Annotated in this window: 21 protein-coding genes; 11 read left to right on the plus strand and 10 right to left on the minus strand. The window is 68.4% G+C overall.

Annotated features, from left to right (window positions below; genetic code table 11):
• Positions 1-797: tyrosine--tRNA ligase (tyrS, locus tag ACN469_RS41645; protein ID WP_498777644.1), on the plus strand; the 797-nt coding region annotated here is incomplete at its 5' end.
• A gap of 97 nt (positions 798-894) precedes the next feature.
• On the plus strand, positions 895-2,064 hold the full coding sequence (locus tag ACN469_RS41650; RefSeq protein ID WP_498777645.1) for a hypothetical protein: 1,170 nt from the start codon (positions 895-897) through the stop codon (positions 2,062-2,064).
• Positions 2,065-2,377: 313 nt separating this feature from the next.
• On the opposite strand, the gene ACN469_RS41655 is transcribed toward ACN469_RS41650, so the two are convergent.
• Both ACN469_RS41655 and ACN469_RS41660 read right to left on the minus strand, forming a co-directional pair.
• Complete coding sequence (locus ACN469_RS41655) at positions 2,378-8,443, minus strand: alpha-2-macroglobulin family protein (RefSeq protein WP_498777647.1); 6,066 nt, start codon at positions 8,441-8,443, stop codon at positions 2,378-2,380.
• Between the two features lie 49 nt (positions 8,444-8,492).
• On the minus strand, positions 8,493-9,146 hold the full coding sequence (locus tag ACN469_RS41660) for an SAM-dependent methyltransferase (RefSeq protein ID WP_498777649.1): 654 nt from the start codon (positions 9,144-9,146) through the stop codon (positions 8,493-8,495).
• 76 nt (positions 9,147-9,222) lie between these two features.
• Between ACN469_RS41660 and ACN469_RS41665 the strand changes: the two genes are divergently transcribed.
• Both ACN469_RS41665 and ACN469_RS41670 read left to right on the plus strand, forming a co-directional pair.
• On the plus strand, positions 9,223-9,639 hold the full coding sequence (locus tag ACN469_RS41665; RefSeq protein WP_498777651.1) for a hypothetical protein: 417 nt from the start codon (positions 9,223-9,225) through the stop codon (positions 9,637-9,639).
• Between the two features lie 59 nt (positions 9,640-9,698).
• Positions 9,699-9,986, plus strand: coding sequence for a hypothetical protein (locus ACN469_RS41670; protein ID WP_498777653.1), 288 nt, complete (start codon positions 9,699-9,701; stop codon positions 9,984-9,986).
• Positions 9,987-9,995: 9 nt separating this feature from the next.
• Here ACN469_RS41670 and ACN469_RS41675 read toward each other — a convergent pair whose 3' ends face one another.
• Positions 9,996-10,607: a hypothetical protein gene (locus ACN469_RS41675; protein ID WP_498777655.1), complete on the minus strand. Its 612-nt coding sequence runs from the start codon at positions 10,605-10,607 to the stop codon at positions 9,996-9,998.
• A gap of 57 nt (positions 10,608-10,664) precedes the next feature.
• On the opposite strand from ACN469_RS41675, the gene ACN469_RS41680 reads away from it, so the two are divergent.
• Positions 10,665-10,973, plus strand: a complete 309-nt coding sequence (locus ACN469_RS41680; protein ID WP_498777657.1) for a hypothetical protein — start codon at positions 10,665-10,667, stop codon at positions 10,971-10,973.
• A gap of 67 nt (positions 10,974-11,040) precedes the next feature.
• Here the strand turns inward: ACN469_RS41680 and ACN469_RS41685 are convergent, their stop codons facing one another.
• The gene (locus ACN469_RS41685; protein WP_498777659.1) at positions 11,041-12,180 is read right to left on the minus strand and encodes an acyl-CoA dehydrogenase family protein; all 1,140 of its coding nucleotides are present in this window, start codon (positions 12,178-12,180) and stop codon (positions 11,041-11,043) included.
• Positions 12,181-12,587: 407 nt separating this feature from the next.
• Between ACN469_RS41685 and ACN469_RS41690 the strand changes: the two genes are divergently transcribed.
• From ACN469_RS41690 to ACN469_RS41705, 4 genes are read left to right on the plus strand one after another with little or no spacing between them, the layout of a single operon-like run.
• On the plus strand, positions 12,588-13,688 hold the full coding sequence (locus ACN469_RS41690) for an efflux RND transporter periplasmic adaptor subunit (protein WP_498777661.1): 1,101 nt from the start codon (positions 12,588-12,590) through the stop codon (positions 13,686-13,688).
• A 35-nt stretch (positions 13,689-13,723) separates the two neighbouring features.
• Positions 13,724-16,864, plus strand: a complete 3,141-nt coding sequence (locus ACN469_RS41695; protein ID WP_498777663.1) for an efflux RND transporter permease subunit — start codon at positions 13,724-13,726, stop codon at positions 16,862-16,864.
• A complete protein-coding gene (locus ACN469_RS41700) occupies positions 16,864-17,445 on the plus strand; it encodes a MarR family winged helix-turn-helix transcriptional regulator (protein WP_498777665.1) in 582 nt (193 codons plus the stop codon). Before ACN469_RS41695 ends, ACN469_RS41700 begins: the two co-directional genes overlap by 1 nt.
• Before the next feature lies 1 nt (position 17,446).
• Positions 17,447-18,640, plus strand: a complete 1,194-nt coding sequence (locus ACN469_RS41705) for a hypothetical protein (RefSeq protein WP_498777667.1) — start codon at positions 17,447-17,449, stop codon at positions 18,638-18,640.
• Here the strand turns inward: ACN469_RS41705 and ACN469_RS41710 are convergent.
• The 3 genes from ACN469_RS41710 to ACN469_RS41720 form a co-directional block, all read right to left on the minus strand.
• The gene (locus ACN469_RS41710) at positions 18,606-19,778 is read right to left on the minus strand and encodes a CaiB/BaiF CoA transferase family protein (protein WP_498777669.1); all 1,173 of its coding nucleotides are present in this window, start codon (positions 19,776-19,778) and stop codon (positions 18,606-18,608) included. The two genes, ACN469_RS41705 and ACN469_RS41710, sit on opposite strands and share 35 nt — an antisense overlap.
• A 131-nt stretch (positions 19,779-19,909) precedes the next feature.
• The gene (locus ACN469_RS41715) at positions 19,910-20,236 is read right to left on the minus strand and encodes an SCP2 sterol-binding domain-containing protein (protein WP_498777671.1); all 327 of its coding nucleotides are present in this window, start codon (positions 20,234-20,236) and stop codon (positions 19,910-19,912) included.
• A gap of 103 nt (positions 20,237-20,339) precedes the next feature.
• Positions 20,340-20,711, minus strand: coding sequence for a response regulator (locus tag ACN469_RS41720; protein WP_498777672.1), 372 nt, complete (start codon positions 20,709-20,711; stop codon positions 20,340-20,342).
• 220 nt (positions 20,712-20,931) lie between these two features.
• On the opposite strand from ACN469_RS41720, the gene ACN469_RS41725 reads away from it, so the two are divergent.
• The gene (locus ACN469_RS41725; protein WP_498777674.1) at positions 20,932-21,933 is read left to right on the plus strand and encodes a sensor histidine kinase; all 1,002 of its coding nucleotides are present in this window, start codon (positions 20,932-20,934) and stop codon (positions 21,931-21,933) included.
• Between the two features lie 70 nt (positions 21,934-22,003).
• The gene (gene tatA / locus ACN469_RS41730; protein ID WP_498777676.1) at positions 22,004-22,252 is read left to right on the plus strand and encodes a twin-arginine translocase TatA/TatE family subunit; all 249 of its coding nucleotides are present in this window, start codon (positions 22,004-22,006) and stop codon (positions 22,250-22,252) included.
• 134 nt (positions 22,253-22,386) lie between these two features.
• Here the strand turns inward: tatA and ACN469_RS41735 are convergent, their stop codons facing one another.
• The 3 genes from ACN469_RS41735 to ACN469_RS41745 all read right to left on the minus strand — a co-directional run bounded on the left by ACN469_RS41735 (position 22,387) and on the right by ACN469_RS41745 (position 25,881).
• Entirely contained in the window at positions 22,387-24,255 is a 1,869-nt protein-coding gene (locus tag ACN469_RS41735) for an AMP-dependent synthetase/ligase (protein WP_498777678.1), read from the minus strand.
• Positions 24,252-24,992, minus strand: a complete 741-nt coding sequence (locus ACN469_RS41740; protein WP_498777680.1) for a tetratricopeptide repeat protein — start codon at positions 24,990-24,992, stop codon at positions 24,252-24,254. The genes ACN469_RS41735 and ACN469_RS41740 overlap by 4 nt, the downstream gene beginning before the upstream one ends.
• Positions 24,993-25,143: 151 nt before the next feature.
• Positions 25,144-25,881: a sigma-70 family RNA polymerase sigma factor gene (locus ACN469_RS41745; RefSeq protein WP_498777682.1), complete on the minus strand. Its 738-nt coding sequence runs from the start codon at positions 25,879-25,881 to the stop codon at positions 25,144-25,146.
• Positions 25,882-26,059: the final 178 nt, after the last annotated feature.

Below are 26,059 nucleotides of genomic sequence, written 5' to 3' on the forward strand. Positions count from 1 at the left end.
GGATGCTGGAGCGGGACGACTTCAAGAAGCGCTTCCGGGAGCAGGTCTCCATCGCCATCCACGAGATGCTCTACCCGCTCCTGCAGGGCTACGACTCCGTGGCGCTGAAGTCGGACGTGGAGCTGGGCGCGACGGACCAGCTCTTCAACCTGCTGGTGGGCCGGCAGCTGATGCGCGAGGAGAACCTGGCGCCGCAGGTCATCATGACGGGCCCCATCCTGGAGGGCCTCAACGCGACGCTCGTCGACGGCAAGATCGTCGGCGACAAGATGTCCAAGAGCCTGGACAACTACGTGGGCGTCAGCGAGGCGCCGGACATGATGTTCGGCAAGCTGATGAGCATCACCGACGACCTGATGTGGCGCTACTACCAGCTCCTGTCGTCGCTGACGCTCAAGGAGCTGGGGGAGCTGCAGGCCAAGGTGGCCAGCGGCGAGGTGCACCCCAAGGCCGCCAAGGTGGGCTTCGCGCGGGAGATGACGGCGCGCTTCCACGGCGCCGAGGCGGGTCGCAAGGCGGAGGAGGACTTCGAGAAGCGCTTCGCCAAGAAGGAGCTGTCGGCGGAGGAGCTGCCCCAGGTGGAGCTGTCGTTAGCCGGCGCCGCGACGCTGCCGGTGACGAAGGTGCTGGCCGAGGCGAAGCTGGTGGCTTCGTCGACCGAGGGCCGGAAGATGATCACCCAGGGTGGCGTGAAGGTGAACGGCGAGAAGGTGCAGGACGTCAAGGCGGACCTGGGCCCCGGCGAGTACACCGTGCAGGTGGGCAAGCTGAAGGCGGCGCGCGTCAAGCTGGCGTGAATTCCCGGGGGCGGCCCTCCGTCCCTGGTGTCCGAGGAGCCCCCCACCCGCCCCCCGTTTCGAGGGGCGGGGTGGGATTGGGATAGAGTCACGCGCCATGCGTTTTCCCGCCCTGAGCCTCGGCCTGCTGCTGACCGCCCTTCCCGCGCTGGCGGGCCCTGGCGCGTTCGTGTCGGACGTCTCCGTGGACGCGGTGGAGCAGCCGGAGTCGTCCAAGGTCGTCTTCACCGTGGAAGCTGGGACGACGTACCCCCTGCTCAAGAAGGGCGGCCCTGGCCGGGCCTGGTGCAAGCTGCGAGGCGTCTCCGCCGAGGGCTGGGTGCTGTGTGAGGGCGCCCAGGAGACCCAGGTGCAGGCAGCGCCGAGCGCTACCCTGCTGGCGGCCGCGGACCGGGCGGATGCGGCCCAGCGCGCCCACGCACGCGAGCAGCTGTTCGCGGCCCGCTCGGATGAGGCGGACGAGGAGCTCGCGGAGCCCGTCGTCGTCTCGGCGCCCAGTGGCGCGGCCCCGCGCTACGAGGGTGCCGCCCCTGCCGCGAGTGCTCCCCCCTCGACGGTGGCGGTGACGTGGAAGGCGGCCACGGGCTGCGCGACGACGTGCTCCAGGAAGCCGCTCTTCGACAAGCGCCCCACGCTGTCCGCGATGGACAAGGAAGTGCTGTCGCTGTGCCCCGCGCGCCCGGATGTGAGCGTGAGCGCGAACGACGTGCGGCGCTTCATCACCCGTTACTACGATGACCCGCGCCTCCAACTGGCCCTGTCCGCGGCGGGACGTCCCGGCAAGAAGCAGGCGAACATCGACTGGCTGACCAGCCTGTGGGTGAGCACGGGCCCGCGCAACGCCTTCACGCACGTGTTCTGCGGAGATGACTGGGACAGGGGTCCTATCGGCGGACTGCACTTCCTGCCGCGCTATGCGCAGCTCGAGGCCGAGGGGAAGCTCTGCTACGGCGGCCCGGTGCGCGGGGGCTCGGCCAAGACGCAGGACCAGTACCTCATCCGCTTCCAGGGTGTGGCGCCCTGGTCCTGTGGTGAGAAGCGCGTGGGCGGCTTCTCCGAATCGCCGGACGCGGTGGGCCTGATGTCGATTGGCACGCGGGCCTTCGCGCGGTGCTGCGCTCGCGACGGCGCGAAGAAGGAAGGCGGCGTGTACAGCGCGAAGGACTTGGGCGGCACGCGCTGGCAGGTCTGGTGCGGCACTCGCAACGGCACCTACGGCATCGCCACGCTCCACCCCACCGACGACGCCGCCACCTGCGGCGAGTGAGCGCGAGGACGTCTTCCGCACAGCGGGCTCGCGACGTGAAGGCGCGGGCCGGGTGCTACGGCTCGCCGTACTCGCGAGGCTTGTAGCGCAAGCTGGCACGCGTCCCGCCGACCGTGCACCAGCGCGTCCCGGGACACGCGAACCAGGCTGACCCTCCCCTCCTCCGCACTCCACGCCGAGACAGGCGAAAAGCGGGCCACCCGCGCCGAAGTGACGACATGGCGTGACGCGTCCCCCGAAAACAACCAGGGCCCGCTCGAGTCTCCGAGTCGGGCCCTGAATCGAAGCTCGGTCTACCGCCGTGAAGCCCGCGCTACTTCGCCGGCCCCACGGTGAGCACCGCGCCCGTCGAGTACGCGGTGAACTCCGGCGCGTACATGGACTGTACGGTGGCCGGCCCGACGCGGAAGGTGCCCGCCATGTTCGCGCGCACCCGGTACTTGAAGGTGTATTCGCCCGCGGGCAGCCACTCGAAGAAGAAGTTGGTGCCCGAGTCGCGCGTCTCCTCGTACCAGACGATGCCCAGGTCATACTTGTGGCGGGACTGCGCGTTCTCCGGCTCCAGGCCCGCCGCGCGCGGGTCCCTCAAGTGGACGTACTCCGCCGCGTGCTTCGTGCGCAGGGAGATCTGCACCTCCACCTCGTCACCGGGGTTGAGCACCGCGCCCTCGGCGAGCGGCTGGAGCACGGCCTCACGGCCCTCGCGCTCGCGGCGGAAGTAGCGACGCGAGACCTGGAAGAAGTCTCCCCGGTCCTCGTCCGGCATCTTCTCCGTGGAGAAGTGCCACGTGGCCGAGGCGAAGGCGAAGCCCTTCGTCGTCTTCTCCACCACCACGGAGCTCATCGTTTCCGGCTTGAGCTCCGGCCCCGGCACCACCACCTGGTTCTTCTTGCCCGTGTACACGTCCGGAGCGAACTCCATCTGGACCACGCGCGGGCCCACCGTCACCTTCGCGTCCTCACGGATGCCCAGGGCGCCTTCCGCCTCCAGGTACTTCACCAGCGCGTAGAGCGCCTCGGCCGTGGCGCGCGTGGACTTCCAGTGGTTGAGCTTCTTGTCGAGCAACAGCCACTGCACCAGCCCCTCGCGGCGCTCGTCCTTCGGCTTCAGCTCCGTCAGCACGCGCAGGGCGAAGGCCTGCGTCTCCGTGGTGTCGTTATACCAGAGCCAGCTCCGGTCCTCGGGCGCCCAGTACGTGCCCAGCTCCTCCGTCGTCTTGGCCGAGTCCATCACGCTGTCCCAGACCTTCAGCGCGTCCGCCGGACGTCCCGAGCGCTTCAGCGTGAGCGCCAGGTAGCCCTTGAGGTAGGGCGAGTGCTTCTTCCAGTGCGTGAAGCTGAACGCGAGCATCTCCTTGCGCTCGTCCGCGGTCAGCGCGTCGCCCGTGTAGCTGGCATCGGGGTACGCGGAGGCCACGTAGTTGAGGAAGGTGATGAACTCCCAGCTCTGGCCCTTCTTCGTCAGCTTCGCCGCGTACTCCTCACGGAAGTGCCGGGCCAGATAGCCCCACGCGTTGCGCGTCATGTCCTGCGGCACCTCCACGCCGTACTCCATGGCGCGAGAGAGGCCGTGGACGATGTAGAGCGTCATGTACGGTGACGGCGGCCCACCCGGCCACCAGGGGAAGCCACCGCTGGACGTCTGCGCCTTGCGCAGCTTGCCCATGGCCGCGTCGCGCTCGGCGCGGGCGACCTTCGGGTCCAACACCTTCACCAGGTCCTGGTCCGAATCCGCTCCGCCCTTCGCCATCTCCAGCCAGGGCGTCTCCTCCAGCGTCATCTTCCGGTTGGGGTCCACCGAGTCCCAGGTCTCGAAGCGCGTGGGCCGCTGGCTCATCTCCTTCGCCATCTTCGCCACGGCCGGATACTTCGCGTAGAGGCTGGAGAGGATGCCGGAGGACACGAAGCGGTTGAGCGTCTGCTCCGAGCACTCGTAGGGGTAGTTCACCAGGTACGGCAGCGACTGGAGCGCCGCGTAGAACAGCTGCGTGTCCACGGTGACGACGAGCTGCTCGTTCACCCGAGTCGGGTCTCCGCCCTTCTTCAAGTCGTCGAAGCGCATCGTCTTGGAGCCGGGCCCCTTCAACGTGACGAAGCGCGACTGCGCCAGGTGCATGCGGCCGGGCAGCACGGGCAACGGCCGCAGCTCGCCGTCGCTCAGGTTGCCCGCGCGGGCCTCCACGCGGAAGGCCACGGTGCCCACGCGCGCGGGCGTGGTGAGCGGGAAGCGAAGGTTCGTCCCCTTCCCCGGCGCCACCGTGAAGTTCTGCGACGCGCCCTTCACCCCGAACTCCGCCAGCAGGCTCTTCTTCGTCTCCGGGTCGACGATGTCCAGCGTGAGCGTGCCCTGATGCGCCTGCTCCGACGCGTTGTTCACCACGACCTCCAACACCGCGCGGTCTCCCTCACGCAGGAAACGCGGCACATAGGGCCGCACCATCAGCTCCTTCACGCTGCGGGTGGTGCGCTGCACCGCGCCGCCCTCCAAGTCCCGCGTCAGGCCGTGGACCCACACGCTCCACGCCGTCACCGAGTCCGGCACGGTGAACTCCAGCGTCGCGGACCCGTCCGGGCCCGTGAGGAGCTGCGGCACCCAGAACGCCGTCTCCGCGAAGTTGGAGCGCAGCGCGGCCGGAGCCGCCTCGGCCTGGGCGGGGCCCCCGGCCTGCAGCTTGTCCGAGGCGTTGGCCATCTCCTCCATCGGCGGCGCGCCAGGAGGCGGCGGTGGAGCCTCGGAGGCTTCCATCGACTTCATCTTCGACTCGGAGCGAGCCACCGGCGCCGAAGGGCGCGGCGCGGCGACACCGCCGAAGGACTCCATGGAACGGGTGTTCCCTCCCCTGTAGCGCCTGTGCCCCGGCCCTCCCAGGCCGTAGTTGTCCTCGAACTTCAGCCGGTCCGCGGACGGGGGCTCCCACTGGAAGGCCTCGCCATAGTTATCGGAGACGAGCCACTGCGTCGGTCCCATCGACAAGGACGACTGCAGGGACACCGACGACATGCGCGCCGGGTAGAGCGAGGAGACGCTCGGCGGCGAGTGCGGCGCGAACAGGTCCAACGACTGGTCGTACATATACGCGAGCAGTTCGGCCGCGCCCGCCTCCACCTTCGCGCCCTTGGGGCCCTTCACCGTCACACGGAAGGTCTCCTTCGCGCCCGGGCGAATCTTGTCGCGGAAGGTGGCGAACTCCAGGCTCAGCTGCTTGTTGTCCCACGGGACGAACACGTGCTCGGAGAACTGGACGAGCTGCCAGTCGCGCACGAGCGTCAGCACCGCGGTGAAGCCTCCGCGCAGCGCCTCCGTCACCGGCACCTCCACCACCGCCGGCGTCTGGCCACCCACCAGCCCCTTGCGCAGCACGCGCTTGTCGCCCTGGTACAGGTCCAGCATCAGCGGCTGGCCCTCGAAGCCGGAGATGGCCAGCAACCGCGCCACCGCTCCGACGCGCACGCTCGAGCTCTCCACCACCAGCGCCGCCGGCAGTGCAATGGGCGCGCGCTCACCCGCGACCAGCAGCTCACGAGCCACCGTGAACTTCTGGCCGAAGGCATCCGTCGTCTCGTAGTGCAGCCGGTAGGCCCCTGCCTTCAGCGAGGGGAGCTTCACGCTCGCGATACCCTCCGCGTCATGCTGCACGGTGCCCTTCGTCTGCTCCGCGCCATCCTCCCAGCGAGCCAGCACGGACTGCGGCTTGTAGTTCTGCAGCCACCTCGGCAGGAGCGCATCTCCAGGCGTGGGCGTCTTCACCGCGTCCGGGTCCGCCGCCATGAGCGGGAGCTTGGGTTGCGGCTCATCCGCGGGCATCAGCGGCTGCGCGGGCTGCTTCAACGCGACCAGGCGCCAGCGTCCCGCGCCCGGCTGCGGCGCGCCGTCCAGCGTGGAGCGCACCAGCCGGACCTCGGCCTGTGAGCCTTCGCGCAGGAAGCCCGTGTCCGTGTCCACGCGCGCCTCCACCGCGACGAAGCCCAGGCGGAAGGACCGACTGGCCGAGCGCGTCTCCCCACCCTCATCCGTGGCATCGGCCTCCACGAGATAGCGCCACGTGAGGCCCGGCGTGCTCGCGGAGCGCTCATCGGCCTCCGGCGTGAAGGTCACCTTGAAGCCGCCGTCCTCCTCCACCGACGACGAGCCCGCGGCCACCAGCTGCCGCTGCCGCGAGATGAAGCCGGTGTCGTACCACCACCACCAGGGCAGCACCGGCTCACGGTAGGCACGCCAGCGCACCGTGCCCGACGCCACGGGCAGGCCGAAGTAGTAGCGCGCCTCGCCCTTGAAGGTGGCCGGACGGTTCAGCCGCAGCGGCGCATCCGCGCCCTTCAGCGTCACCTCGAAGGTGGGCCGCTTGTACTCCTCCACGCGAATCGAGGACGAGCCCCCGGACTCCACCTGCACCGTCCACACGCCCAGGAGTCGACCCGTGGGGACGGTGAACTCGCCCGCCACCGAGCCGAAGTCATTGGTGCGCACCTTCAACCGCTCCACCTCCTGGTGGTTCGGGTCGATCAACCTCACCACCAGGCTCTGCTGCGGCAGCGTCTGGTAGCGCGCCTGGTCTCCCCGCCCCGAGTAGGCCACCACCTTCCACTGCACCTTCTGCAAGGGCCGGTAGACGCTCCGGTCCGTGAAGACCAGGGACGACGTCTCCGCCCTCGGCGGCGAGCGGTTGTAGAAGGCCAGGCCATTGGGCAACAGCAAGGCCCCGCGTCCCTCGCCCACCACCATCAAGAACGAGCGGTAGCCCTGTCCCGGCGGCGAAGGGAAGGACACGTCGCCCTGGGGATTCGTGCGAGCGCGGGCCGACTCGCGGAAGCCGGTGCGGTAGTCCATCTGGATGAGCCGCACCAAGACTTCCGAGGCGGGCTTGCCCGAGTCGCCCTTCAGGATGCGCGCCTCCACCGACGTGCCCTCCACGTTTCGGGTGAGGGCGACCCACGGCGTCACGGCCAGGAAGGTGGCCTGGACGCGGTTGCCCTTCTCCCGGAAGTCCTCGTGCGCGGAGGAGAGGATGACGTACGTGCCCGACTCCTTCAGCGGCGGCGTGACGAAGGTGCGGTGCAGCTGGAAGTCGGGCGTCGCGGGGAGCTGCGTGGACCACGTCGCCGTGGGCTTGCGTCCCCGGAGGTAGCGCATCAGCTCGCCGCCGTAGGGCAGGACGTTGTAGTCATCCACCTTCTTCAGCCGCGCCTCGACGTCGAGCAGGAACGCCCGGAAGTGGACCACCGGCACGTTGCGGTGGGTCACCTCGATGGAGCGGCGGTCCGCGCCGTCCGACTGCATGGAGGTGACGCGGAAGTCCGGCGCCTCCAGCGTCTCCACCAGCGTGCGGCAGCGCGTGGCCCCCAGCGACTTCGGGTGGGCCTGCATGCCGGCCTTCGCCAGCCCGTGCGCGCGCACCGCGTGGCCCGCGGCGTTCTCCTGCTCCGCGAGCAGCCCCTGCCCCATGGACCACCAGGGCACGTCCCGGAACGCGTTCAGGTGCGCGGCCAGGTGCTGCCGGATGCGCGCGCGGTCCTCCTCCTCGGAGAAGTGCTGGGACAGCACCTCATAGCGCCGCAGCCGGGCCTCCAGCGCCGCCTCACGCCGCCCGCCCGTCCGGTGCCACGTCTCCAGATCTCCCAGCACCGCGGCCACCTTCACCAGCGGGTGGATGTTGGCATCCGTCAACTCGACCGTCGGCGAGCCCTCCAGCAACGAGCCCAGGTCCAACCGGAACACCTCGTTGGCCTGCTCCGGCCGCCAGTGCGCGCTGTCCGCCAGGAGCCCCACGCGCAGATACGAGACGGCGTCACGCAGCGTGGAGCGGATGCCTGCGGGATAGGTGTTGGGCTCGACGTACTCGGACAGCACCTTCACCGGCTCGGTGCCCAGCGACTGCCGCTGCTTCCAGACCTCCTCGTAGGCGCGCTGCGCCTCGGTGAGGATCTGCTCGTATGTCCACGCCTTCAGGTCCACCGGCCCCGAGGACGCCACCAGCTCGCGCTTGCGCACCTCCCAGCTGTAGACCTGCGCATAGGTGACGAGCGCGTTGGCGTAGTAGAGGTTCAGCGTCGCGCGGGCCAGCGCCCCCTTCGGCCAGGGCTGCTCGCACAGGAAGCGCACCGTCGTCTCATAGCCGTGCAGCGCCGAGCGCAGCTGCACGGTGCGAATCAGCGCGCGCGCCCACTCGGCCTCGTCCGCGCCGTCGCGCGCCTGATTGAGGCGGGCCTCCGCGGCCTGCGCGGCGGCCTCCACCTTCTGGTTCGACACCAGCGCGTCGATGTCCTTCCACGAAGAGAGCGGCTTGGCCTGCGCCGCCCGGGCCACGGGCGTGGCGAGCAGCAGCAGGGACAACAGCGACAGCGCGACAGCGGATGTCCAGGTCCGAAGGGTGTGGTGCATGGTCGGCACTCTAGACACAGGAGGCCGACCGGGCGTTCCACAATGATCCTCAGGAAGTCGGTGTCGCTCCCGCCTCGCCCCCCGGCGCCTTTTTACGCAGGCCCACCAGATAGACCTCCATGCTGGCGCCGCGCGTTGCCTCGGGACGAACCACCTTCACTTCCTCGAAGAGGGCGCGCACCTGGCCGCGGAAGTCCTCGAAGTCGCCGCCCATGAACACCTTCGCCACGAAGGACGAGCCCGGCCGGCCTCGCGTCGCGGCCAGCTCCAGCGCCTTGCCCGCCAGCCGCAGACTGCGCGCCTCGTCGGTGGCCTTGATGCCGCTCGTCTTCGGCGCCATGTCGGAAATCACGGCGTCGAACGGACCGCCATGCATCGCGGTCAGCTTCGCGTCGAAGTCGTCCGCGAGCACGTCCAGCACCGCCGTGCGCACGTGCCGCTGCGTGAAGGGACGGATGGCGACGATGTCCACGCCAATCACCTGCCCCGACGGGCCCACCGCCTCCGCGAGAATCTGGAGGAACCCTCCGGGCGCGGCCCCCAGGTCCAGCACGACGTGGCCCTTCTTCACCATGGGGAAGCGCTTGATGAGCTCGTCCACCTTGAAGGCGGAGCGAGCCCGCAGGCCCTCCTGCTTGGCTTTCTGGAAATAGTGGTCTTTAGGACGGTAGGACTTGCCCATGTCAGAGGGGCTCCCTACCATCCGCTACTGTCTTCGGGAAGCCGGAGCAGTCGTGGGTGTCGAGGCCCGCGCAACGGCGGATCCGGAGGACGTTGAGATGGGCACCCGGAGCTTGACGGCGGCGCTGTGTTTCACCCTGTTGTCGTCGGGTGGAGCGGTCTACTGCTACACCCGGGCGGACGCACTCCAGGTCCAGGGGCAGTGGCTGATGGAGCGTGGCACCGCCCAGGCCGAGGAGTACGCGAACCGGCTGGATGGCAAGACCGCGGATGCCCAGCTGAAGACGTTCGCCGAGCGGCGCCGGGTGATGGAGAAGGCCCACCTGTGGGAGCGAGGCATGATGCTCGGCGTCCTGGCCGCGGCCATGGCCCTGGTGGGCGCCTACGTCCTGTTCCTGCTCAAGCGCCTGGATGACCAGCTCCTGGATGCCCTGGGCGACCTGCGCCCCAGCCCGACCCCGTCGGTCGCTCCCTCGGAGCCCACGGGAGCACTCATGTCCAGCCTTCAACGGTAGGACTCCCGAGGACCTTCGCACACTGGCACAATGGCACCCCTGCTCTCGCGGAGGTGGCCATGCCCGGCTGTGCGCACTGTGGACACACGCTCGACATCATCGGCAACCAGGTGGGACGCGGCGACATCTGTCCCCAATGCGAAGAGGACGTGCGCTCGTGCCGCAACTGTCGGCACTTCGATTCGAGCGTCGCCAAGGAGTGCAAGGAGCCCTTCGCCGAGGTGCCCTCCGACAAGGACGGCGCCAACTTCTGCGAGCTCTTCCAGGTCGGTGAAGGGGGCCTGCACGCGAAGGCCAGCCGCGACACGATGATGAGCGCCGCGGAGGCCCTGTTCCGGAAGCGCTGACGCGGCGCTTCAGCGCACGGGCCCCGGGCCCACGGCCACCGCCGAGCCCACGAACGGGACGACCTTGGAGAAGCCCTGGGGCGGGTTCGCCAGCGCGGTGGGGCCGGACTCGCCCCACTGCGTGATTCCGTGGGGCAGCAGCTCCTTCAAGTCGTGGCGTTCGCCGTGCAGCTCGAAGGCGGTGCTCCACACGAGGCGGGCCGTGAAGACGTTGAGCGACAGCGAGCGACCGGTGCTCGCGGGCCCGCTGAACGCGCCGCCCACGACAAGGCTCACCCGACGGAACGTGGCGATGGGACGCCCTTCGGAGAACGACTCCGGGTCGTCGAAGTGGGCCCGCCGGTGGCCCTGCTCCTTGAGGTAGACGGTGAAGTCCCCCACCGGGTCCACGCTCAGCGACAGTCCGCCGTTGTCGACCGACACGGACTTGAACGGAGTGGAGCGGAAGGTCAGGAGCGCGGTGGCCTCGGCCACCTTTCCGCTGGGGTCCTCGAGCAGCGGCCCGTGCAGTCCCTCCAGATGGAGGAAGTAGCCCAGGTCCTGGAGCGTCGAGTCCTCCGACGACAGGTAGAAGCGGCCCGTCACGTACCACGCCACGCTCGCCGGAATCACGGGTGCCATCACCACCTCCAGGACGACACCCTAGCCGACCGCGCGGCCCATGCTAAACGGCGAGGCATGACCCGCAACCTCCTCGTCCTGTTCGCGCTGCTGTGCCTGACTGGCTGCACCACCATCGGCGCCACCAACTACGCCGTGCCCAAGGAACGGGCCACCGAGTGCAAGCAGATCTGCACCGACCTGGACATGGAGCTGGGCGCGGTCGTCATCATCCGCAGCTCGGCCGGGTGCGTATGTCAGCCGCGCCCCGCGGAGGGCACGGCCGTGGGCGCGGGCGCGGCGGCGGCGGGCAGCGCGGCCATCCAGGTCATCGAGGAGGAGCAGAACAGCGGCACCTACGCGCAGCAACAGGGCGCCCAGCAGTAGGCCCCGGCTCGTCGCGCTGTCGGGAGACGACGGGCGGGCCCTCGCGGACCCGCCCGGCGAGCACGGCTTAGAAGCCGTAGAGCTTCGAGATGATCTCCTTCATCACCTCGGACGTACCGCCGCCGATGGTGATGAGGCGCACGTCGCGCCACATGCGAGCGATGGGCGTCTCCTCGATGTAGCCCATGCCTCCGAAGAACTGCTGCGTGTCGTAGGCCACGCGCTGGGCCAGGTCGCCCGCGAACAGCTTCGCCATGGAGACCTCCTTCACGGGGCTCTCCTTCCGGTCGAAGAGGTCCACCGCGTGGTACGTCAGCCGCTTCGCCGCTTCAATCGCCGTCAGGTGCTCCACGAACTTGTGGCGCCACACCTGGAACTTCATCAGCGGCCGGCCGAACGCCTCGCGCTCGTTGCCGTACTGGATGGCGTCCTCCATCATCCGCTCCATGCCGGCCACGGTGGTGATGGCGCCCACCAGGCGCTCGCCCTGGAAGTTCGTCATGATGTGGTAGAAGCCCTCGTTCTCCTCACCCAGCACGTAGCGGGCGGGGATGCGACAGTCCTCGAAGTAGAGGATGGCCGTGTCCGAGGACAGGTTGCCAATCTTGTCCAGCTTCTTGGAGACGTTGAACCCCTTCACGTCCGTGGGGAACGTCACCAGGGAGATGCCGCCGTAGCCCTCCGCGCCGGTGCGCACCGCCAGCGTGATGAAGTCCGCGCGCGTGCCGTTGGTGATCCACATCTTCGAGCCGTTGATGACGTAGTCGTCGCCGTCACGCCGCGCCGTCGTCTTGATGCTCGCCACGTCCGAGCCGCAGCCCGGCTCGCTCACGCCCAGCGCGGCGATCTTCTCGCCCTTGAGCGCGGGCTCCAGGAACTCCCGCTTCTGCTCGTCGGTGCCAATCTCGTTGATGATGGGCGTCGCCATCTGGCTCTGCACCAGCAGCGCCATGTTCACGCCCGCGTTGCGGCTGTAGCTGATCTCCTCGCAGAACGCCGTCACGTACCAGTAGTCCAGCCCGCTGCCGCCGAACTTCGGGTCATGGTTGATGCCGAGGAAGCCCAGGTCCGCGCACTTCTTGAACAGCTCGCGCGGGAAGATGCCGGCCCGGTCCCACTCCAGTCCGTACGGCGCCATCTCCTTGTCGACGAAGGCTCGCACCGTCCTGCGGAAGGCCTCGTGCTCCTCGGTAAACGGGTTCGGCATGCACTCTCCTCATTGGCGGGGGGACAACAAGATTGATTTTCAAATCAACAACAGGCGCTCCCGGGAAGCAACAAGGACCGCCAGTGTCCTTCCGTGACGCGTCGTGCCATGATTCTGGCGACCGCGCGACGCTGACGCGGCGAGCCATTTCGAGCGGCTCCAGAGCGGACGCTTCGGGCGAATCAGCGCCCCTCCCTCTGGGGCAGCCCCTGAAGAAAGTCCTGCTTGCCAGGCAGGCGGGCATTAAGTAGGCCCGGAGGGAGATAGTCCGTATCGCGGAGTATCTCCTTGACAGACAGTTCAGGGACTGTAGTTTCCGGGCCGCAGAATTTCCCAAAAAGATTTGAGCCGGCGTGGAGTTCCCTGGAGGGGTCCGGGGCCCGCGAGCTGGCAGGAGCAGGACGACCGTGATTCGACGCATGTGGGTGGCCGCGGTGCTGGCGGCGGTGATGACGACGACTGGCTGTGCCAAGGGCGGTGACAAGCCCGCGCTTCCGCAGCAGGAGGGAGCGACAGCGGTGGGCGTGCGAGCCATCACCCCGGCGACGGAGCTGGAGGCCAGCGTCACGCGCGTGACGGGGCAGGTCCGCTCCAAGCAGGAGGCGACGCTGAGCGCGCAGGCCACCGGCACCCTCTCGAAGATGCTGGTGAAGGTGGGCGACAAGGTGAAGAAGGGCCAGCCGCTGGCGGTGCTGGACACCTCCAACGTCGTCATCGGCGTGGAGCAGGCCCGGGCGGTGAAGGCGGCCGCGGACGCGGGGCTGCAGCTGGCGACGAACAACCTGGAGCGCACCCGCAAGGTCGCGGAGTCCGGCGGCATCGCCGCGGCGGGGTTGGACCAGGCGGAGATCGGCACGAAGCAGGCCGCCGCCCAGGCCGCTCAGGCGGGCGCCGCGCTGCGCATGGCGGAGGAGAACCTGCGCGACATGTCGATTCTGGCGCCCTTCGACGGCGTCATCACCGCTCGCATGAAGAACATCGGCGACACGGTGGCGATGATGCCGCCCACGCCCGTCTTCACGCTGGTGGACATCACCGGCCTGGAAGTGCGCGCGCTGGTGCCCGAGTCCGTGGTGGACAAGGTCAAGCCCGGCACGAAGACGCACGGCACCGTGAGCCCCAGCGGCATGCGCTTCGAGGTGACGGTCGCCACGGTGGGCGCCACCGTCGACGCCACCAACCGCACGGTGGAGGTGCTGGCGGACGTGGTGGGTGAGACGACCTCGCCGCTGCGTCCGGGCGCGCTGGTGGACCTGGACTTCTCCAACGTGGCGGGCCAGTCCGAAGACAAGGGCCTGTTCCTGCCGACGCAGGCCGTCAGCGCGCGGGGCCAGCAGGGCTTCGTGTGGGTGGTGCAGGACGGCACCGTGCGCAAGCGCGACGTGCGCGTGGAGCGAGTGCTCCCCGGCTACGTGCGCATTCTCCAGGGCCTCGCGGCCGACGAGCGCGTGCTCGCCGACTCCTCCCTGGACGTGAAGGAGGGCACGGCCGTCCGCGTTGTGCAGTGACGCCTGCCCTCCCCTCTACCCATGGGACTTCCTGAATGAGCCCGCTCAAGACATTCATTTCACGACCCATCTTCACCGCCATGTTGATGATGGCCGTGGTCGTGTTTGGCATCAACGCGTACCCCCGCATCGGCGTCGATCAGTTCCCTGACGTCGACTTCCCTGTCGTCACCGTGACGACGGTGCTCCCCGGCGCTGACCCGGAGACCATCGAGAAGAACGTCAGTGATCCGCTCGAAGAGGCGCTCAACACGCTCAACGGCGTGGAGCAGCTTCGCTCCATCAACATGGAGAGCGTGTCGCAGATCGTCGTGCGCTTCACGCTGGCCAGCAAGGTGGACGTGGCCGCGCAGGACGTGCGCGACCGTGTGCAGGCCACGCTGAGCAAGCTGCCGGATGAAATCGACACGCCCGTCGTCGAGAAGTTCGACATCGGCGCGGCCCCCATCATCACCCTGTCGCTGTCCGGCGCGCTGCCGATCGAAGAGCTGACGCGCACGGCGGAGGACATCATCAAGCCCGCGCTGCAGCGCCAGAAGGGCGTGGGCAGCATCGACGTCATCGGCGGTCGCGAGCGGGAGATCCAGCTCGTCGTCGACCCGGACCGCCTGCGCGGCTTCGGGCTGGCCATCAGCGACGTGAGCCAGGCGGTGCGCGCGCAGAGCCTGGACGTCCCGGGTGGCCGCACCATGGACGGCGGTCGCGAGCGCGTGCTGCGCCTGACGTCCGAGGCGAAGAGCGTGGACGAGATTCGCAACATCATCATCGCCAGCCCCAACGGCGCGCCGGTGCGCGTGCGGGACATCGCTGACGTGGTGGACGGCCCCGAGGAGGCGCGTGGCGCCGCGAAGAACGGCACGCGCAGCGCGGTGGCGCTGGTGGTGCGCAAGCAGTCCGGCTCCAACACGGTGCAGGTGGCCTCGCTCGTCAAGGAGTCCCTGGGAGAGATCAACAAGCGGTTGCCCGAGGGCATCACCGTGGACATGGTGTCGGACAACGCGCGCTTCATCCGCTCGTCCATCGCCTCGGTGCAGTTCGACATGGTGCTCGGCGGCATCCTCGCCGTGGTCATCGTGCTGCTGTTCCTGCGCAACCTGAACTCCACCATCGTCGCGGCCGTCGCCCTGCCGGTGTCCGTCGTCGGCACGTTCGCGGTGATGGCGGCGCTGGGCTTCACCTTCAACATGATCACGATGCTGGCGCTGACGCTCTCCATCGGTCTGCTCATCGACGACGCCATCGTGGTCATCGAGAACATCGTCCGTCACATGGAAGAGGGAAAGACGCCCATGCAGGCCGCGCTGGACGGCGCCGGGCAGATTGCCCTCGCCGTGCTCGCGGTGACGCTGGCCATCGTCGCGGTGTTCATCCCCGTGGCGTTCATGGACGGCATCATGGGCATGTTCTTCTACCAGTTCGGTGTCACGGTGGCGGTGGCGACGCTCATCTCCTACGCCGTGTCCATGACGCTCACGCCCATGCTGTCCTCGCGCATGCTGCGCCACCACGGTCAGCCCACGGGCGTGTCCGCGGCGGTGGAGAAGGTGCTGGTGGGCATGGAGAACGGCTACCGCAAGATCCTCGCGACCATCCTCCGGCGTCGCCTGGTGACGATGGCGGTGGCGGTGGTGGTGCTCCTCGCGACCTTCGGCCTGGCCCGCTTCCTCAAGTTCACGTTCATCCCGGAGTCGGACAACGGGAACATCAAGCTGGCGGTGGAGCTCCCCATCGGCTCGACGCTCTCTGAGACGCAGGCGGAGATCGACCAGCTCGACGCGCAGGTGCGCGGGCTGCCCGGCATCGCCTCCACGTTCACCACCGTCGGTGGCGGCGTGCAGGAGGAAGTGCACAAGGGCGAGCTGCTCATCAACCTGGTGCCCATCAAGGAGCGCAGCTATCCCCAGGGAGAGCTCAAGACGTATCTGCGCGGCGCCATCAAGCCCCGTCCGGGCGTGTCCGTCACGGTGCAGGACGTCACCGGCATCGCCGGCGGTGGTTCGCGCTCGCAGCAGGTGCAGTTCAACCTGCGCGGCGACAACTGGCAGGAGCTCATCGCCACTTCGGAGAAGATGAAGGTGGCGATGAGGACCAACAAGGGTCTGGTGGACATCGACTCCACGTACCGCTCCGGCAAGCCCCAGTACGACGTGGTGGTGGACCGCGAGCGCGCCGCCAGCCTCGGTGTCCCGGCCGCGTCGCTGGGCTCCACGCTGCGCGCCTTCCTCGGCCGCGACAAGTTCGCGGACTACCGCGAGGGCGGCGAGACGTATGAGGTGAAGCTGCGGCTGCCGCCGGAGACCCTGGCCTCCGCCGATGCGCTCGGCAAGCTCACGGTGCGCGCTCCCAGCGGGCAGCTCGTGGAGCTGCGCAACCTGGCCTCCGTCACTCCGGCGGATGGTCCGGTGCAGATCGACCGTGAGTCCCAGAAGCGGCAGATCACCCTGCTCGCCAACCTGGCCTCCGGCTACCAGTTGGGCGAGGCCGTGGCCTTCATGAACACGACGGCGGAGAAGGAAGTGCCCAAGGGGATGATCTACGACTTCGAGGGCAACGCGAAGGAGATGGGCAAGGCGGTGGCCTCGTTCGGCGCCGCGCTGCTGCTCGGCATCATCCTCGTGTACATGATTCTCGCGGCGCAGTTCGAGAGCCTCGTCCACCCGTTCACCATCATGCTGTCGCTGCCCTTCGCCTTCATCGGCGCCATCGGCGCGCTGCTCATCACCGGCCAGGCCATGTCGATGTTCGCCCTCATCGGCGTCATCATGCTCATGGGTCTGGTGGTGAAGAACGGCATCCTCCTGGTCGACTTCACGCTGCAGCTGCGTGAGGAAGGCAAGAGCGCCACGGAGGCCCTGCTGGGCGCGGCCCCGGTTCGTCTCCGTCCGATTCTCATGACGACCATCGCGATGATCGCCGGCATGATTCCGGTGGCCATCGCCCGGGGTGACGGCGCCGAGACGCGCGCGCCCATGGCCATCACCATCATCGGCGGCCTCATCACCTCCACCGTGCTGACGCTCGGCGTGGTGCCGGTGGTGTACTCGCTGCTGGACCAGCTCACCGAGAAGTTCAAGCGTCGCAAGGGCCCGGGCACCGCCCCGGACCACGGCGCGCCGCACGCGGTTCATGGTGAGAAGCCCGCGGTGGCCGCCGCCGCGCGAGTGGAGACGGCCTGATGCGAGTGCCGGCGAACAGACCGGCCCTCCGCGTGCAGCCGTCCGGCGCAGGCGAGGAGGAGCTCGAGCTCACCGAGGAGGGCCTCGTCACGGACGACGCCGCGCCCTCCGAGGCCGAGGGAGACTCCCCCACGTCCGCGTCACGGCGGCTGCACGAGCTCATCATCCAGCTCGGGCGGTACCGCTCCCTGCGGGATCCGCTGCATGGCATCTGCGAGAGCAACCAGCTCACCCCCACGCAGATCCACGCGCTGATGTGGCTGGGCAATGACGGCCCCACGCACGTGGGAGTCCTGGCCCAGCGTGTCGGCATCACCAAGAAGACCATCACCGGTGTGGTGGACCGGCTGGAGGACATGAAGATGGTGGAGCGCACTCGGGACGCCGAGGACCGGCGCGCCGTCGTCGCGCAGCTCACCCCGGAGGGCATCAAGCTCTTCAACCTCATCAGTCGCAGTGTCGACCAGGGCCTGCGGCGCATGCTGGACCTGCTTCCCCCCGACGACCAGGAGGCCCTCTTCGGCCTGCTGGAGCGGGTGCTGAAGCGGCTCGGAGGCACTGCCTCCGAACAGGCGGTCTAGGATGCAAGAGCGCGCGCCGGTGGCGAACTCCGCCCGGCGCGCGCTCCGTTGTTTCTGGAAGCCCCTGCTCCTTTTCATCTCCGTGCTCGCGACGACGTCCGCGGGTGCCACACCACTGGGCCAGGAGCTGGCCGGACGTTGTCGCGCCTGGGCTTCGGACCCACGCCATCCATGGGCGCTCGCGCATGGCGTCGTGGTGGAAGGCCGTGCCTTTCGCGCGAGTGACGGCCGGCTCGCCTCCGACGTGGTGGTGTCCGACTTCCTGCGCCGGACGCCCGCCCCGGAGGGCGCGTCGTCGAAGAAGCGGGAGGACCTCTTCTTCGAGTCCTTCACCTCCGACGGCACCCCGGTGGAGCCCCACCCCGCGCTTCAAGCCAAGACGTTGCTGGCCTCCGGCCTGCCGCTGTCCCAGCGCTTCACGGCGTCATGGGGACCGGTGACGCTGCGCGAGTTGGTGGAGGACGTGAAGCGCGACTTCCAGATGGACCTGGTGGCCTCGGCCGAGAGCGCCTGGAGGCTCGATGTCCTCTCGATGGCCTCACGTCCTGGTGACTCGTTCCGCGACGGCGCGGGACGACAGGTGAGCGTGGAGGCGGTGATGGAGCGCGCGCTCGCCACGCTGGAAGTGGCGCAGATGGAGCTGGCCTCGGGACTGAAGGCCGGGCGGCCCGAGGTCCCCAAGCGAGGCCAGGGCATCTACGCGCATCCGTGCGGTGGGCTGCACTACTTCCAGGCCGTGGCCGGCTGGGCGCGCCACCCGTCCGTGCGCGCGGCGTGGAAGCAACGGCTGGCGACACAAGTGGACGTGCTGCTGTACCGACTGGACTCGGAGATGCGGCAGTACGAGACGGCCTGGGCCTCGGCGCCCACGCAGCGTGAGCAGGTGCTTGCGCAGATGCTGAAGTTCCAGGGGCACTTCCTGGAGACGCTCGGGCGCTTCCGCGACGACACCGGCTGGCGCCCCACCGCCGCCCAGCGAGAGACCGTGGAGCGGGCGCGCCGCTATCTGGAGTCCACGCTGCGGAGGATGGACGAGACGGGGCTGCTCGCGGCCCCCGCCTCCGTGGCCACGAGGAATCGACAGCTCGCGTTGGACCTGGTGGGCGACACCTGCCACGCGGCGCGAGGTGAAGCGCTCTGGAGTCGCCCCGCCTCCGGACTCACACGCCCAGGCGAGCCATCTCCTCCTCGGTGAAGCCCGCTTCCGTGAGCACCTCACGCGAGTGCTGGCCCAGCGCGGGAGGCTCGCGCAGCGGCGTCGGCCCCATGCGCAGCGGCGTGAGCAGGTGCGTCACCTTGCGCCCCAGTCGCGCATCCTCCGCCTCGACGAAGAGGCCCCGAGCGCGAAGCTGCGCGTCCGCCAACACCTCGTCCCCTTCCGCCACCGGCTCCACGCACAGGTCCGAGCCGGCGAACTTCTCCGCCCAGTACGCCAGCGGCTGCTCCGCGAACAGACGCGTCAGCTCCGCCTTCACCCGCGCTCCGTCCTCACCCGGCGTATACGCGTCGTCGAGCAGCTCCGGCCTGCCCAGCCGCTCGCACACCCCCGCGAAGAACTTGGGCTCCAGCGCCCCCACCGCCAGCCACCGGTCATCCGCCGTGCGGTACAGGCCGTAGCACGCGTAGCCGCCATTGAGCGGCTCGCGTCCCCGCTCGAGCGGCGCCCCCTGCTCGCCCATGAAGAGCCGGGCGGCCAGGTGCATGTGCAGGAAGGCCGTGGCCCCATCCGTCATCGACACGTCGACGAGGCGGCCCTTCCCCGTGCGCTCGCGCTCATGCAGCGCGGCCAGGATGCCCACCAGCGCGAACAGACTTCCTCCGCCGATGTCACCCATCTGCACGCCCGGAAAGGCCGGAGCCCCACCGGCCTCGCCGCCGTAGCCCAGCAGGCCCGCGCGGGCCACGTAGTTCAAGTCGTGCCCCGCCTTGAGCCTGTCCGGCCCCGTCTGCCCATAGCCGGAGATGGCGCAGTAGATGAGCCGGGGGTTCTCGGCGCGCAGCACCGACTCGCCCACGCCCAGCTTGTCCATGACGCCGGGCCGGAAGCTCTCCACCAGCACGTCGTGCGTGCGGGCCAGCCGCTTGAGCGCGTCGCGGCCCTCGGGCGTCTTGAGGTTCAGCGTGAGCGAGCGCTTGTTCCGGTTGAGGCCGTAGAACAGCGCGCCCACGTCGTCGCGCGAGGGCGGCATCGCCCGGACGTAGTCGCCCCCCTCCGGCTCCTCCACCTTCACCACCGTGGCGCCCAGGTCCGCGAGCACCAGCGTGGCGTAGGGGCCGGGCAGCAGGCGCGACAAATCCAGCACGCGAAGGCCCGTGAGTGGCAGCGACGACATGGCGGTTCTCCAGGAGTCGAACGAGACGAGGGGGCGCACAAACGACGTGCGGCGCGCCCCCGGATTGGGAACGCGCCGCGCGAGTCGGGGCGAGGGTCGGCGCCAGGGCCTTCCCTCACGCTCCGAGGGAACTACGACAGCAGCTTCGCCAGCTTCATCGCGATGCCCATGTCCATGGGCTTGAACTTCAGCTTGCCCTGCATGGCCGCCATCTGGGCGTTGAGCTTCTTCTCGCGGATCTTCACGAAGTCGTCGTTGCTCACCAGGATGGTCATCTTGGACGCGCCCTCGTGGCCCGGGGACACCCAGCCATCGGCCTTGGTCAGGTCCAGCGTCCACTTCCCGCCTCCGTCGCCGGAGATGTCAAAGTGGATGATGGCGTTGATGTCCTTTCCCAGCTCCGGCTTCTCCTGGAGAACCTTCGGAATCTCGGTCTCGATGATGTCCTTCGCGGTCATGACGCGCTCCTTGGCCTGGTCGTTGATTGAAGAATCAAGACGGGTGGAGGGGACCGTAATGGCGCCCCCCTGACAGGTCAAGACACGAGATGCGCGGTGTTCATCAAGCGCTGGTGTTGCTCACCGTGGACGGGGGCAATGAACGCCGCACCATCTCCAGCAAGTCATTCAGCTCGAAGGGCTTGGCCAGATGGCCGACAGCGCCAATGTCCTGGGCCTTGCTGCCCACGTTGCGGTCCGCGCTGAGGACGATGATCGGGATGGTCGCGATGGCCGGAGGCCGCTGCCGCATGCGCTGGGCGAACTCCCAGCCGTCCATCACCGGCATCATCAAGTCCAACAGGATGAGGTGAGGTGGATCAGGCTCGAGGCGCTCCAGCGCCTCCTTCCCATTGCGGGCACGACGAATGACGAAGCCCTCGGCCTCCAGGATTTCGGAGAGGGCTTCGAGGATGTCCGGGTCGTCGTCCACCACGAGAACGACGGGGGCACCATCAGGCTGTGTGTTAGGCGGAGTCAGGGCAGTCTCCCTCGGTGCGACGCTGGGGATTCTTCCACCATCCTCCCACGCAGCGGCGCAAGAAAGTGCGCTCCCCGCATACAACGCGGGTGCACGTTGCAAAACCGACAGTGACGCCCCACCCTTTCCGTGACCTGCTGGACAGGAGGTGGAAAACGTGAGGAGCCCTGGGGAGATGGGAGCTGGCAGCACGGCGGAAGCGCCTGGCCTCGTCCTCGTCCCCACGCAGGGGCCTCCACGCCTGCTGGGCAGCCTGGTCCTCGAGCATCTGGGCATCCAGGAGTTGCCCCCGGAGGCCACGTCCGTGGAGGCCCTGCTGGGCGCCGCGGGCTTCAGCCGTCGCGCGGGTGATTCACGCGTCTGGGAGCAGGGCGACCTCGTCGTCCTGGCCGGAGAAGAGCTCCTGGGCGACGGAGGTCGGCTCTTGTGGACCTTCCCGGTGAGCTGGAACGAGTCCGACGCGCGCCGCAGGGTGCGCTACCTGGGCATGGCGTCCCACGACTTGCGCGGCTCGCTGGCCAACATCCGCTCCTATGCCGCGCTGCTGCTCAACGGGCGAGTCCCGCTGGAGCCCAAGGTGCAGCGCGGGCTGGAGACCATCCTGCGCAACGCGGACCGCTCGCTGTCCTTCTCGCAGGACTTCTTCGACTCCAGCAGGGCCGACCTGGGCTCGCTCGCCTGCGAGCCGGAGCGCCAGTCGCTCATCCCCCTGCTGGACGCGGCCGTGGAGCGCCAGCGCGCGGCGGCCACCGCGGCCAACGTGGCGCTCGTGCTGGACCTGGACCCGCGCGTGGCGCCGCCCGATGTGGCCGTGGACGGAGCCCGCATCCAGCACGCCGTGGAGGCCTTCATCCTGTACCAGCTCGCCCGCTCCCAGCCCGGCGAGGTCATCTACCTGCGCATCTACCCGGGGGCCCCGAGGGTGCGGGTGGAGGTGCGCCGGGAGGGTGTCCCCCTCTCCGACGAGGACGCCTCCGTCGTCTTCCGGCGCGAGGAGCGCGCCTTCCGCGAGAAGAAGCTGGAGGATCCGCTGCGCATCTACCTGGCCCGCCAGGAGGTGGAGGCGCACGGGGGGAGCGTCGGCGTGGAGACGGATCCGTCTGGTAGCTCCCTCTTCATCACCCTCACCGCGCTGCCGGGCGCCATGCTCGGCACACCAGCGGCCCTCCAGGCATGAGGCCTCCGCTCTTGCTGGCGGTCCACGGCTCCCCCCGCTATGCTCGCCCCGATTTCGCGAAGGAGCCGTGATGCTGGGGCTGAAGCCGATGGAACTTTTTCTCATCATTTTTGTGCTGCTGCTCCTCTTCGGGGCCACGCGGCTGCCGCAGCTCGGCTCGTCCCTGGGCAGCGCGATTCGCAACTTCAAGCGCGGCTTCGGCGGTGACGAGGAGACCGGTACGCCCGGCGCCGACAAGAAGGGCACCGGCACGCTCGCCGGCGGCGGCAACGTGGACAACAAGGACGTGAAGTCCTCCACGCCCAGCAGCCACGCGTAGCTCACGCCGGGCACCTCCCGGATAGCACGACGCCCGCTCCACCCCGTCTTCTCGGGGCCGAGCGGGCGTTGACGTTTCAACCTCCAGGCCCGTCCGCCCCCAGTCGACCGCACTGGGGGCGAGCGGCCGAGCGCTCAGTCGATGACGGCCACGTTGTCGTACATGGCGTCGATCTGCGCCTTGTACTTCGTGCTGCAGACCTTGCGCTTGACCTTCAGGGTGGGCGTCAGCTCACCGGACTCCTGGGTGAAGTCCGCGGGCATCACCGTGAAGCGCTTGATGGTGGCGTAGGGCGGCGAATCGGCGTTCATCTTGTCCAGCACCGCCTTCACCGCGGCGTGGATCTCCGGCCGCTTCGCGTTCTCCGCGTAGCTGCCCACCGGGGCGCCCTTGTCCTCCAGCAGCTTCTTGGCCGCGTCTTCCGCCACGGTGATGAGGGCCACCAGGTACGGGCGCTTGTCGCCGTACACCATGGCCTGGCTCAGGATGGGGAACGTCTTGAGCGTGTTCTCGATGTTCTGAGGCGCCACGTTCTTCCCGCCCGCCGTGACGATGATGTCCTTCTTGCGGTCGGTGATGCGCAGGTAGCCGTCGGCATCCAGCTCGCCGATGTCGCCCGTGTGGAACCAGCCGTCCGGCTCAATGACCTCGGCGGTGGCCGTGTCGTTCTTGTAGTAGCCCTTCATGATGCAGGGGCCACGCGCGAGCACCTCGCCATCCGCGGCGATCTTCACCTCGGTGCCCGGCATCGCGGGACCCACGGAGCCAATCTTGATCTTGTTCGGGCGGTTGGCGTTGGTGGGAGCGGCCGTCTCCGTCAGGCCGTAGCCCTCCACCACCTTGAAGCCCAGCAGGTCGAAGAAGTAGCCGATCTTCCGGGACAGCGGCGCGCCACCGGAGACGAACAGGCGCATGTTGCCGCCCAGCTTCTCGTCCAGCGTGCCGCGCACCTTGGTGAACACCAGCTTCTTCGCCAGGGTGAAGCCGAGCGTGTCGTACGTCCTGCCCTGCTGCATCGCATCCACGTACTCGTCGAAGAGCTTGAAGGCCCAGCGGGTCAGCCGGCCCTTGAGGCCCGGGGCCGACGTGCCGTTGGACACCACGGTGTTGTAGACCTTCTCGAAGACGCGCGGCACCGACGGCAGCACCGTGGGACGCGTCTCCACGATGTTCGCCATCAGCTTGTCCACCGACTCCGCGACGATGAGCCGGAAGCCCATGCTCAGCCACGCCGCCTTCACCACCTGGGCGAAGACGTGCGCCAGCGGCAGGAACAGCATGACGGCGTCCGTCGGCTCCATCATGCCGATGGCCTGCACCGCGTGCGCCTGGTACGTCCAGTTGCCGTGGGTGAGGATGGCGCCCTTCGGATCACCCGTGGTGCCGGAGGTGTAGATGAGGCAGTTGGTGTCCTCCGACTTCACGGAGGCCACGCGCTCCTCGAAGGCGCCCGGGTTGGCCTGGTGCGCCTCGCGGCCCTGGGCCATGACGTCCGCCAGCGCGACTTCCTGGCCGCCCGCCACCGCGCCCTCGAACACGATGACCTTGGTGACGGTGGGACACTCGGCCAGCTTCTGCCGTACGCGCGTCAGCCGCCCCGCCTGCTTGGCATCCTTCTCGTCATTGTCCACGAAGACGAACGACGTCTCCGAGTGCTTGATGACATAGCGGAACTCGTCCGGAAGGTTGGACGAGTAGATGGGCACGGTGATCGCCTGCGCCGCGGTGATGGCCAGGTCCGCGATGATCCACTGGAGGCTGGTGTTGGCGAACAGCGCCACCCGGTCTCCGGGCTTCACGCCCTGGGCCACCAGGCCCGCGGACAGCGCCTTCACGTCGTCCAGCACCTGGCCGAACGTCACGTCCTGCCAGCGGCCATCCTTCTTGTGCGTCACACCCGCCTTGGAGGCGTTCTGCGCGCGCTGGATCAGCAACTGGACCAGGTTTCCCTCTTGCGCTCCGGCGGCCGACGCCGAAGGTGCTACCTGATTCTCTGCTCTCATTTGAGCTCCTCCTCGATGTCGGCTTCGACCTTCTTCGCCCACTCCTGGATGCGCTGACCCTCCGGAGGGTCATACGCGACGCTTCCCTGCTTCACCTTCTGGATGGCGTCACGCGCCTCCTTGGCCTTGTCGTCCTTGAGGAGCGTCTCGGCGAGGAAGTAATGCGCGCGCAGCATCTCCGGGTTCTTCTTGATGGCCTTCTCGTAATACTCGGCGGACTTCTTCAAATCTCGCTTCGGCCAGGGCAGCTCGTAGAAGTAGCGGCCCTTCACCAACAAAGGAGCGCTCCAGTTGAAGGCCGGATCAATCTTGATGGCCGTGTCCGCGCGCTCATTGAACTTGCCCTCCAGCCCCTCGCCCAGCGCCTTCACCACACCGACTGCTTGAGAGTAGGCGCCGATGCCCGTCGCCGCGTAGTAGTGGCCCTCCACCCGGGCGGGGGCCAGCTTGATGGCCTTCTCGGAGACGTCCCACGTCTGCCGTCCGAGCACCTTCTTGAGCTTCTCGGTGGCGGCCCCGTCCGCCTGCCACTGGAGCAGGCGCGCCTGGCGCCACAGCACCTCGAAGTCGTCGGGCGTCGCCGTCAGCGCCTTCTTGAACTCCGCCTCCAGCTCCTTCACCGCCGAGGCGTCTGCTCGCTTGGCATGCAAGGCGTCAAGGCGGGCCAGGAACTCGGCATCCGCCGCCCGTGCCGAACCGGCAACGAGCATGCACAAAGCAAGTAAAATCAGGCGCATGGCCGGTGGGCTTAGCACGCACGCTCGGCCGCACGCAAACCACCCAGGCAGCCTTTCAGGCAAAAAACAAGAGCGGGGCCGGCAAGGGTAGAAGACCCCGCCAGTCCCGCTCAGTCCGCGTAGCTCCCCAGGTGGGGAGGAGGAGGTCGGCTCACGCCGCGTCGGCGGCGGCCTGCTCCTCGTTCTCGTTGAAGGCGGACAGGTAGCGCTCGAGGAACGTCTTCGTCTTGAGCTCCACCTGGCGTACGCGCTCGCGCGACACGCCCCACCGCTGTCCCAGCTCCTCCAGGGTCAGCGGCTTGTCCTGCGTCAGCCGCTCCGTGAGGATGTCCCAGCCCAGGTCGCCAATGCGCTTGCGCACCTTGGTGAGCGCGTCGTGGATCTCCGTGTCCTGCTCGTTGGAGAGGAACACGTCCTGGGGCGACGGCCCGTTGTCCTCCAGGCGGTCCAGGAAGGTGGTCTCCCCTTCCTCGTCGATGGAGGCGTCGAGCGAGAAGTCCACCATGCTGCCCCGCTCGGCCTCGCCGCCACGGACCTGGCTGCGGTTGTCCTTCAGATAGCGGGTGATGTAGGCGCGAATCCACCACACCGCGTACGTCGCGAAGCGCACGTTCTTCTTCGGATCGAAGTGCTCAATCGCCTTCATCAAGCCCACGTTGCCTTCCTGGATGAGGTCATCCAGGCGCGCGCCGCGATTGGCGAACTTCTTCGCCACGGCGACAACGAAGGCCAGATTGGAGGTCGCGAGCGTCTGTCGCGCGGACTCATCGCCCTTGCGAGCACGACCCGCGAGCTCATACTCCTGCTCGCGCGTCAGTTGGTGATGTCCCCCCAGGTGACGCAGGTATTGCGACAGGCCCTCCGCCGCAAACTTCGTCGAGTTGGCCATGATTTCCCGTCCTCCGTTCGATGCCGGACGCGCTGTCCCCGCCGACTCGCGTCCACCTGTCTCTAGGACGCCCAACGAGCGAAAGGGTTTCTCATTCCATCGCCGAAAGTCATTTCGACGGGCGGTTCGCGTTTCCTGGCGGACGCGACGCCCGCCCTTCCGCTGACTTGCAAGGTTG

The sequence above is a fragment of the Corallococcus terminator genome (assembly GCF_049194865.1).
Classification (GTDB): domain Bacteria; phylum Myxococcota; class Myxococcia; order Myxococcales; family Myxococcaceae; genus Myxococcus; species Myxococcus terminator_A.

What these genes read in the sequence shown, in the direction of transcription:
- ACN469_RS41675 (WP_498777655.1), bottom strand. Translation starts at nt 10,607, where the DNA reads ATGGCACCCGTGATTCCGGCGAGCGTGGCGTGGTACGTGACGGGCCGC.
- ACN469_RS41700 (WP_498777665.1), top strand. Translation starts at nt 16,864, where the DNA reads ATGCGAGTGCCGGCGAACAGACCGGCCCTCCGCGTGCAGCCGTCCGGC.
- ACN469_RS41710 (WP_498777669.1), bottom strand. Translation starts at nt 19,778, where the DNA reads ATGTCGTCGCTGCCACTCACGGGCCTTCGCGTGCTGGATTTGTCGCGC.
- ACN469_RS41695 (WP_498777663.1), top strand. Translation starts at nt 13,724, where the DNA reads ATGAGCCCGCTCAAGACATTCATTTCACGACCCATCTTCACCGCCATG.
- ACN469_RS41650 (WP_498777645.1), top strand. Translation starts at nt 895, where the DNA reads ATGCGTTTTCCCGCCCTGAGCCTCGGCCTGCTGCTGACCGCCCTTCCC.
- ACN469_RS41715 (WP_498777671.1), bottom strand. Translation starts at nt 20,236, where the DNA reads ATGACCGCGAAGGACATCATCGAGACCGAGATTCCGAAGGTTCTCCAG.
- ACN469_RS41685 (WP_498777659.1), bottom strand. Translation starts at nt 12,180, where the DNA reads ATGCCGAACCCGTTTACCGAGGAGCACGAGGCCTTCCGCAGGACGGTG.
- ACN469_RS41740 (WP_498777680.1), bottom strand. Translation starts at nt 24,992, where the DNA reads ATGCGCCTGATTTTACTTGCTTTGTGCATGCTCGTTGCCGGTTCGGCA.
- ACN469_RS41660 (WP_498777649.1), bottom strand. Translation starts at nt 9,146, where the DNA reads ATGGTAGGGAGCCCCTCTGACATGGGCAAGTCCTACCGTCCTAAAGAC.
- ACN469_RS41745 (WP_498777682.1), bottom strand. Translation starts at nt 25,881, where the DNA reads ATGGCCAACTCGACGAAGTTTGCGGCGGAGGGCCTGTCGCAATACCTG.
- tatA (WP_498777676.1), top strand. Translation starts at nt 22,004, where the DNA reads ATGCTGGGGCTGAAGCCGATGGAACTTTTTCTCATCATTTTTGTGCTG.
- ACN469_RS41680 (WP_498777657.1), top strand. Translation starts at nt 10,665, where the DNA reads ATGACCCGCAACCTCCTCGTCCTGTTCGCGCTGCTGTGCCTGACTGGC.
- ACN469_RS41705 (WP_498777667.1), top strand. Translation starts at nt 17,447, where the DNA reads ATGCAAGAGCGCGCGCCGGTGGCGAACTCCGCCCGGCGCGCGCTCCGT.
- ACN469_RS41670 (WP_498777653.1), top strand. Translation starts at nt 9,699, where the DNA reads ATGCCCGGCTGTGCGCACTGTGGACACACGCTCGACATCATCGGCAAC.
- ACN469_RS41725 (WP_498777674.1), top strand. Translation starts at nt 20,932, where the DNA reads ATGGGAGCTGGCAGCACGGCGGAAGCGCCTGGCCTCGTCCTCGTCCCC.
- ACN469_RS41655 (WP_498777647.1), bottom strand. Translation starts at nt 8,443, where the DNA reads ATGCACCACACCCTTCGGACCTGGACATCCGCTGTCGCGCTGTCGCTG.
- ACN469_RS41665 (WP_498777651.1), top strand. Translation starts at nt 9,223, where the DNA reads ATGGGCACCCGGAGCTTGACGGCGGCGCTGTGTTTCACCCTGTTGTCG.
- ACN469_RS41735 (WP_498777678.1), bottom strand. Translation starts at nt 24,255, where the DNA reads ATGAGAGCAGAGAATCAGGTAGCACCTTCGGCGTCGGCCGCCGGAGCG.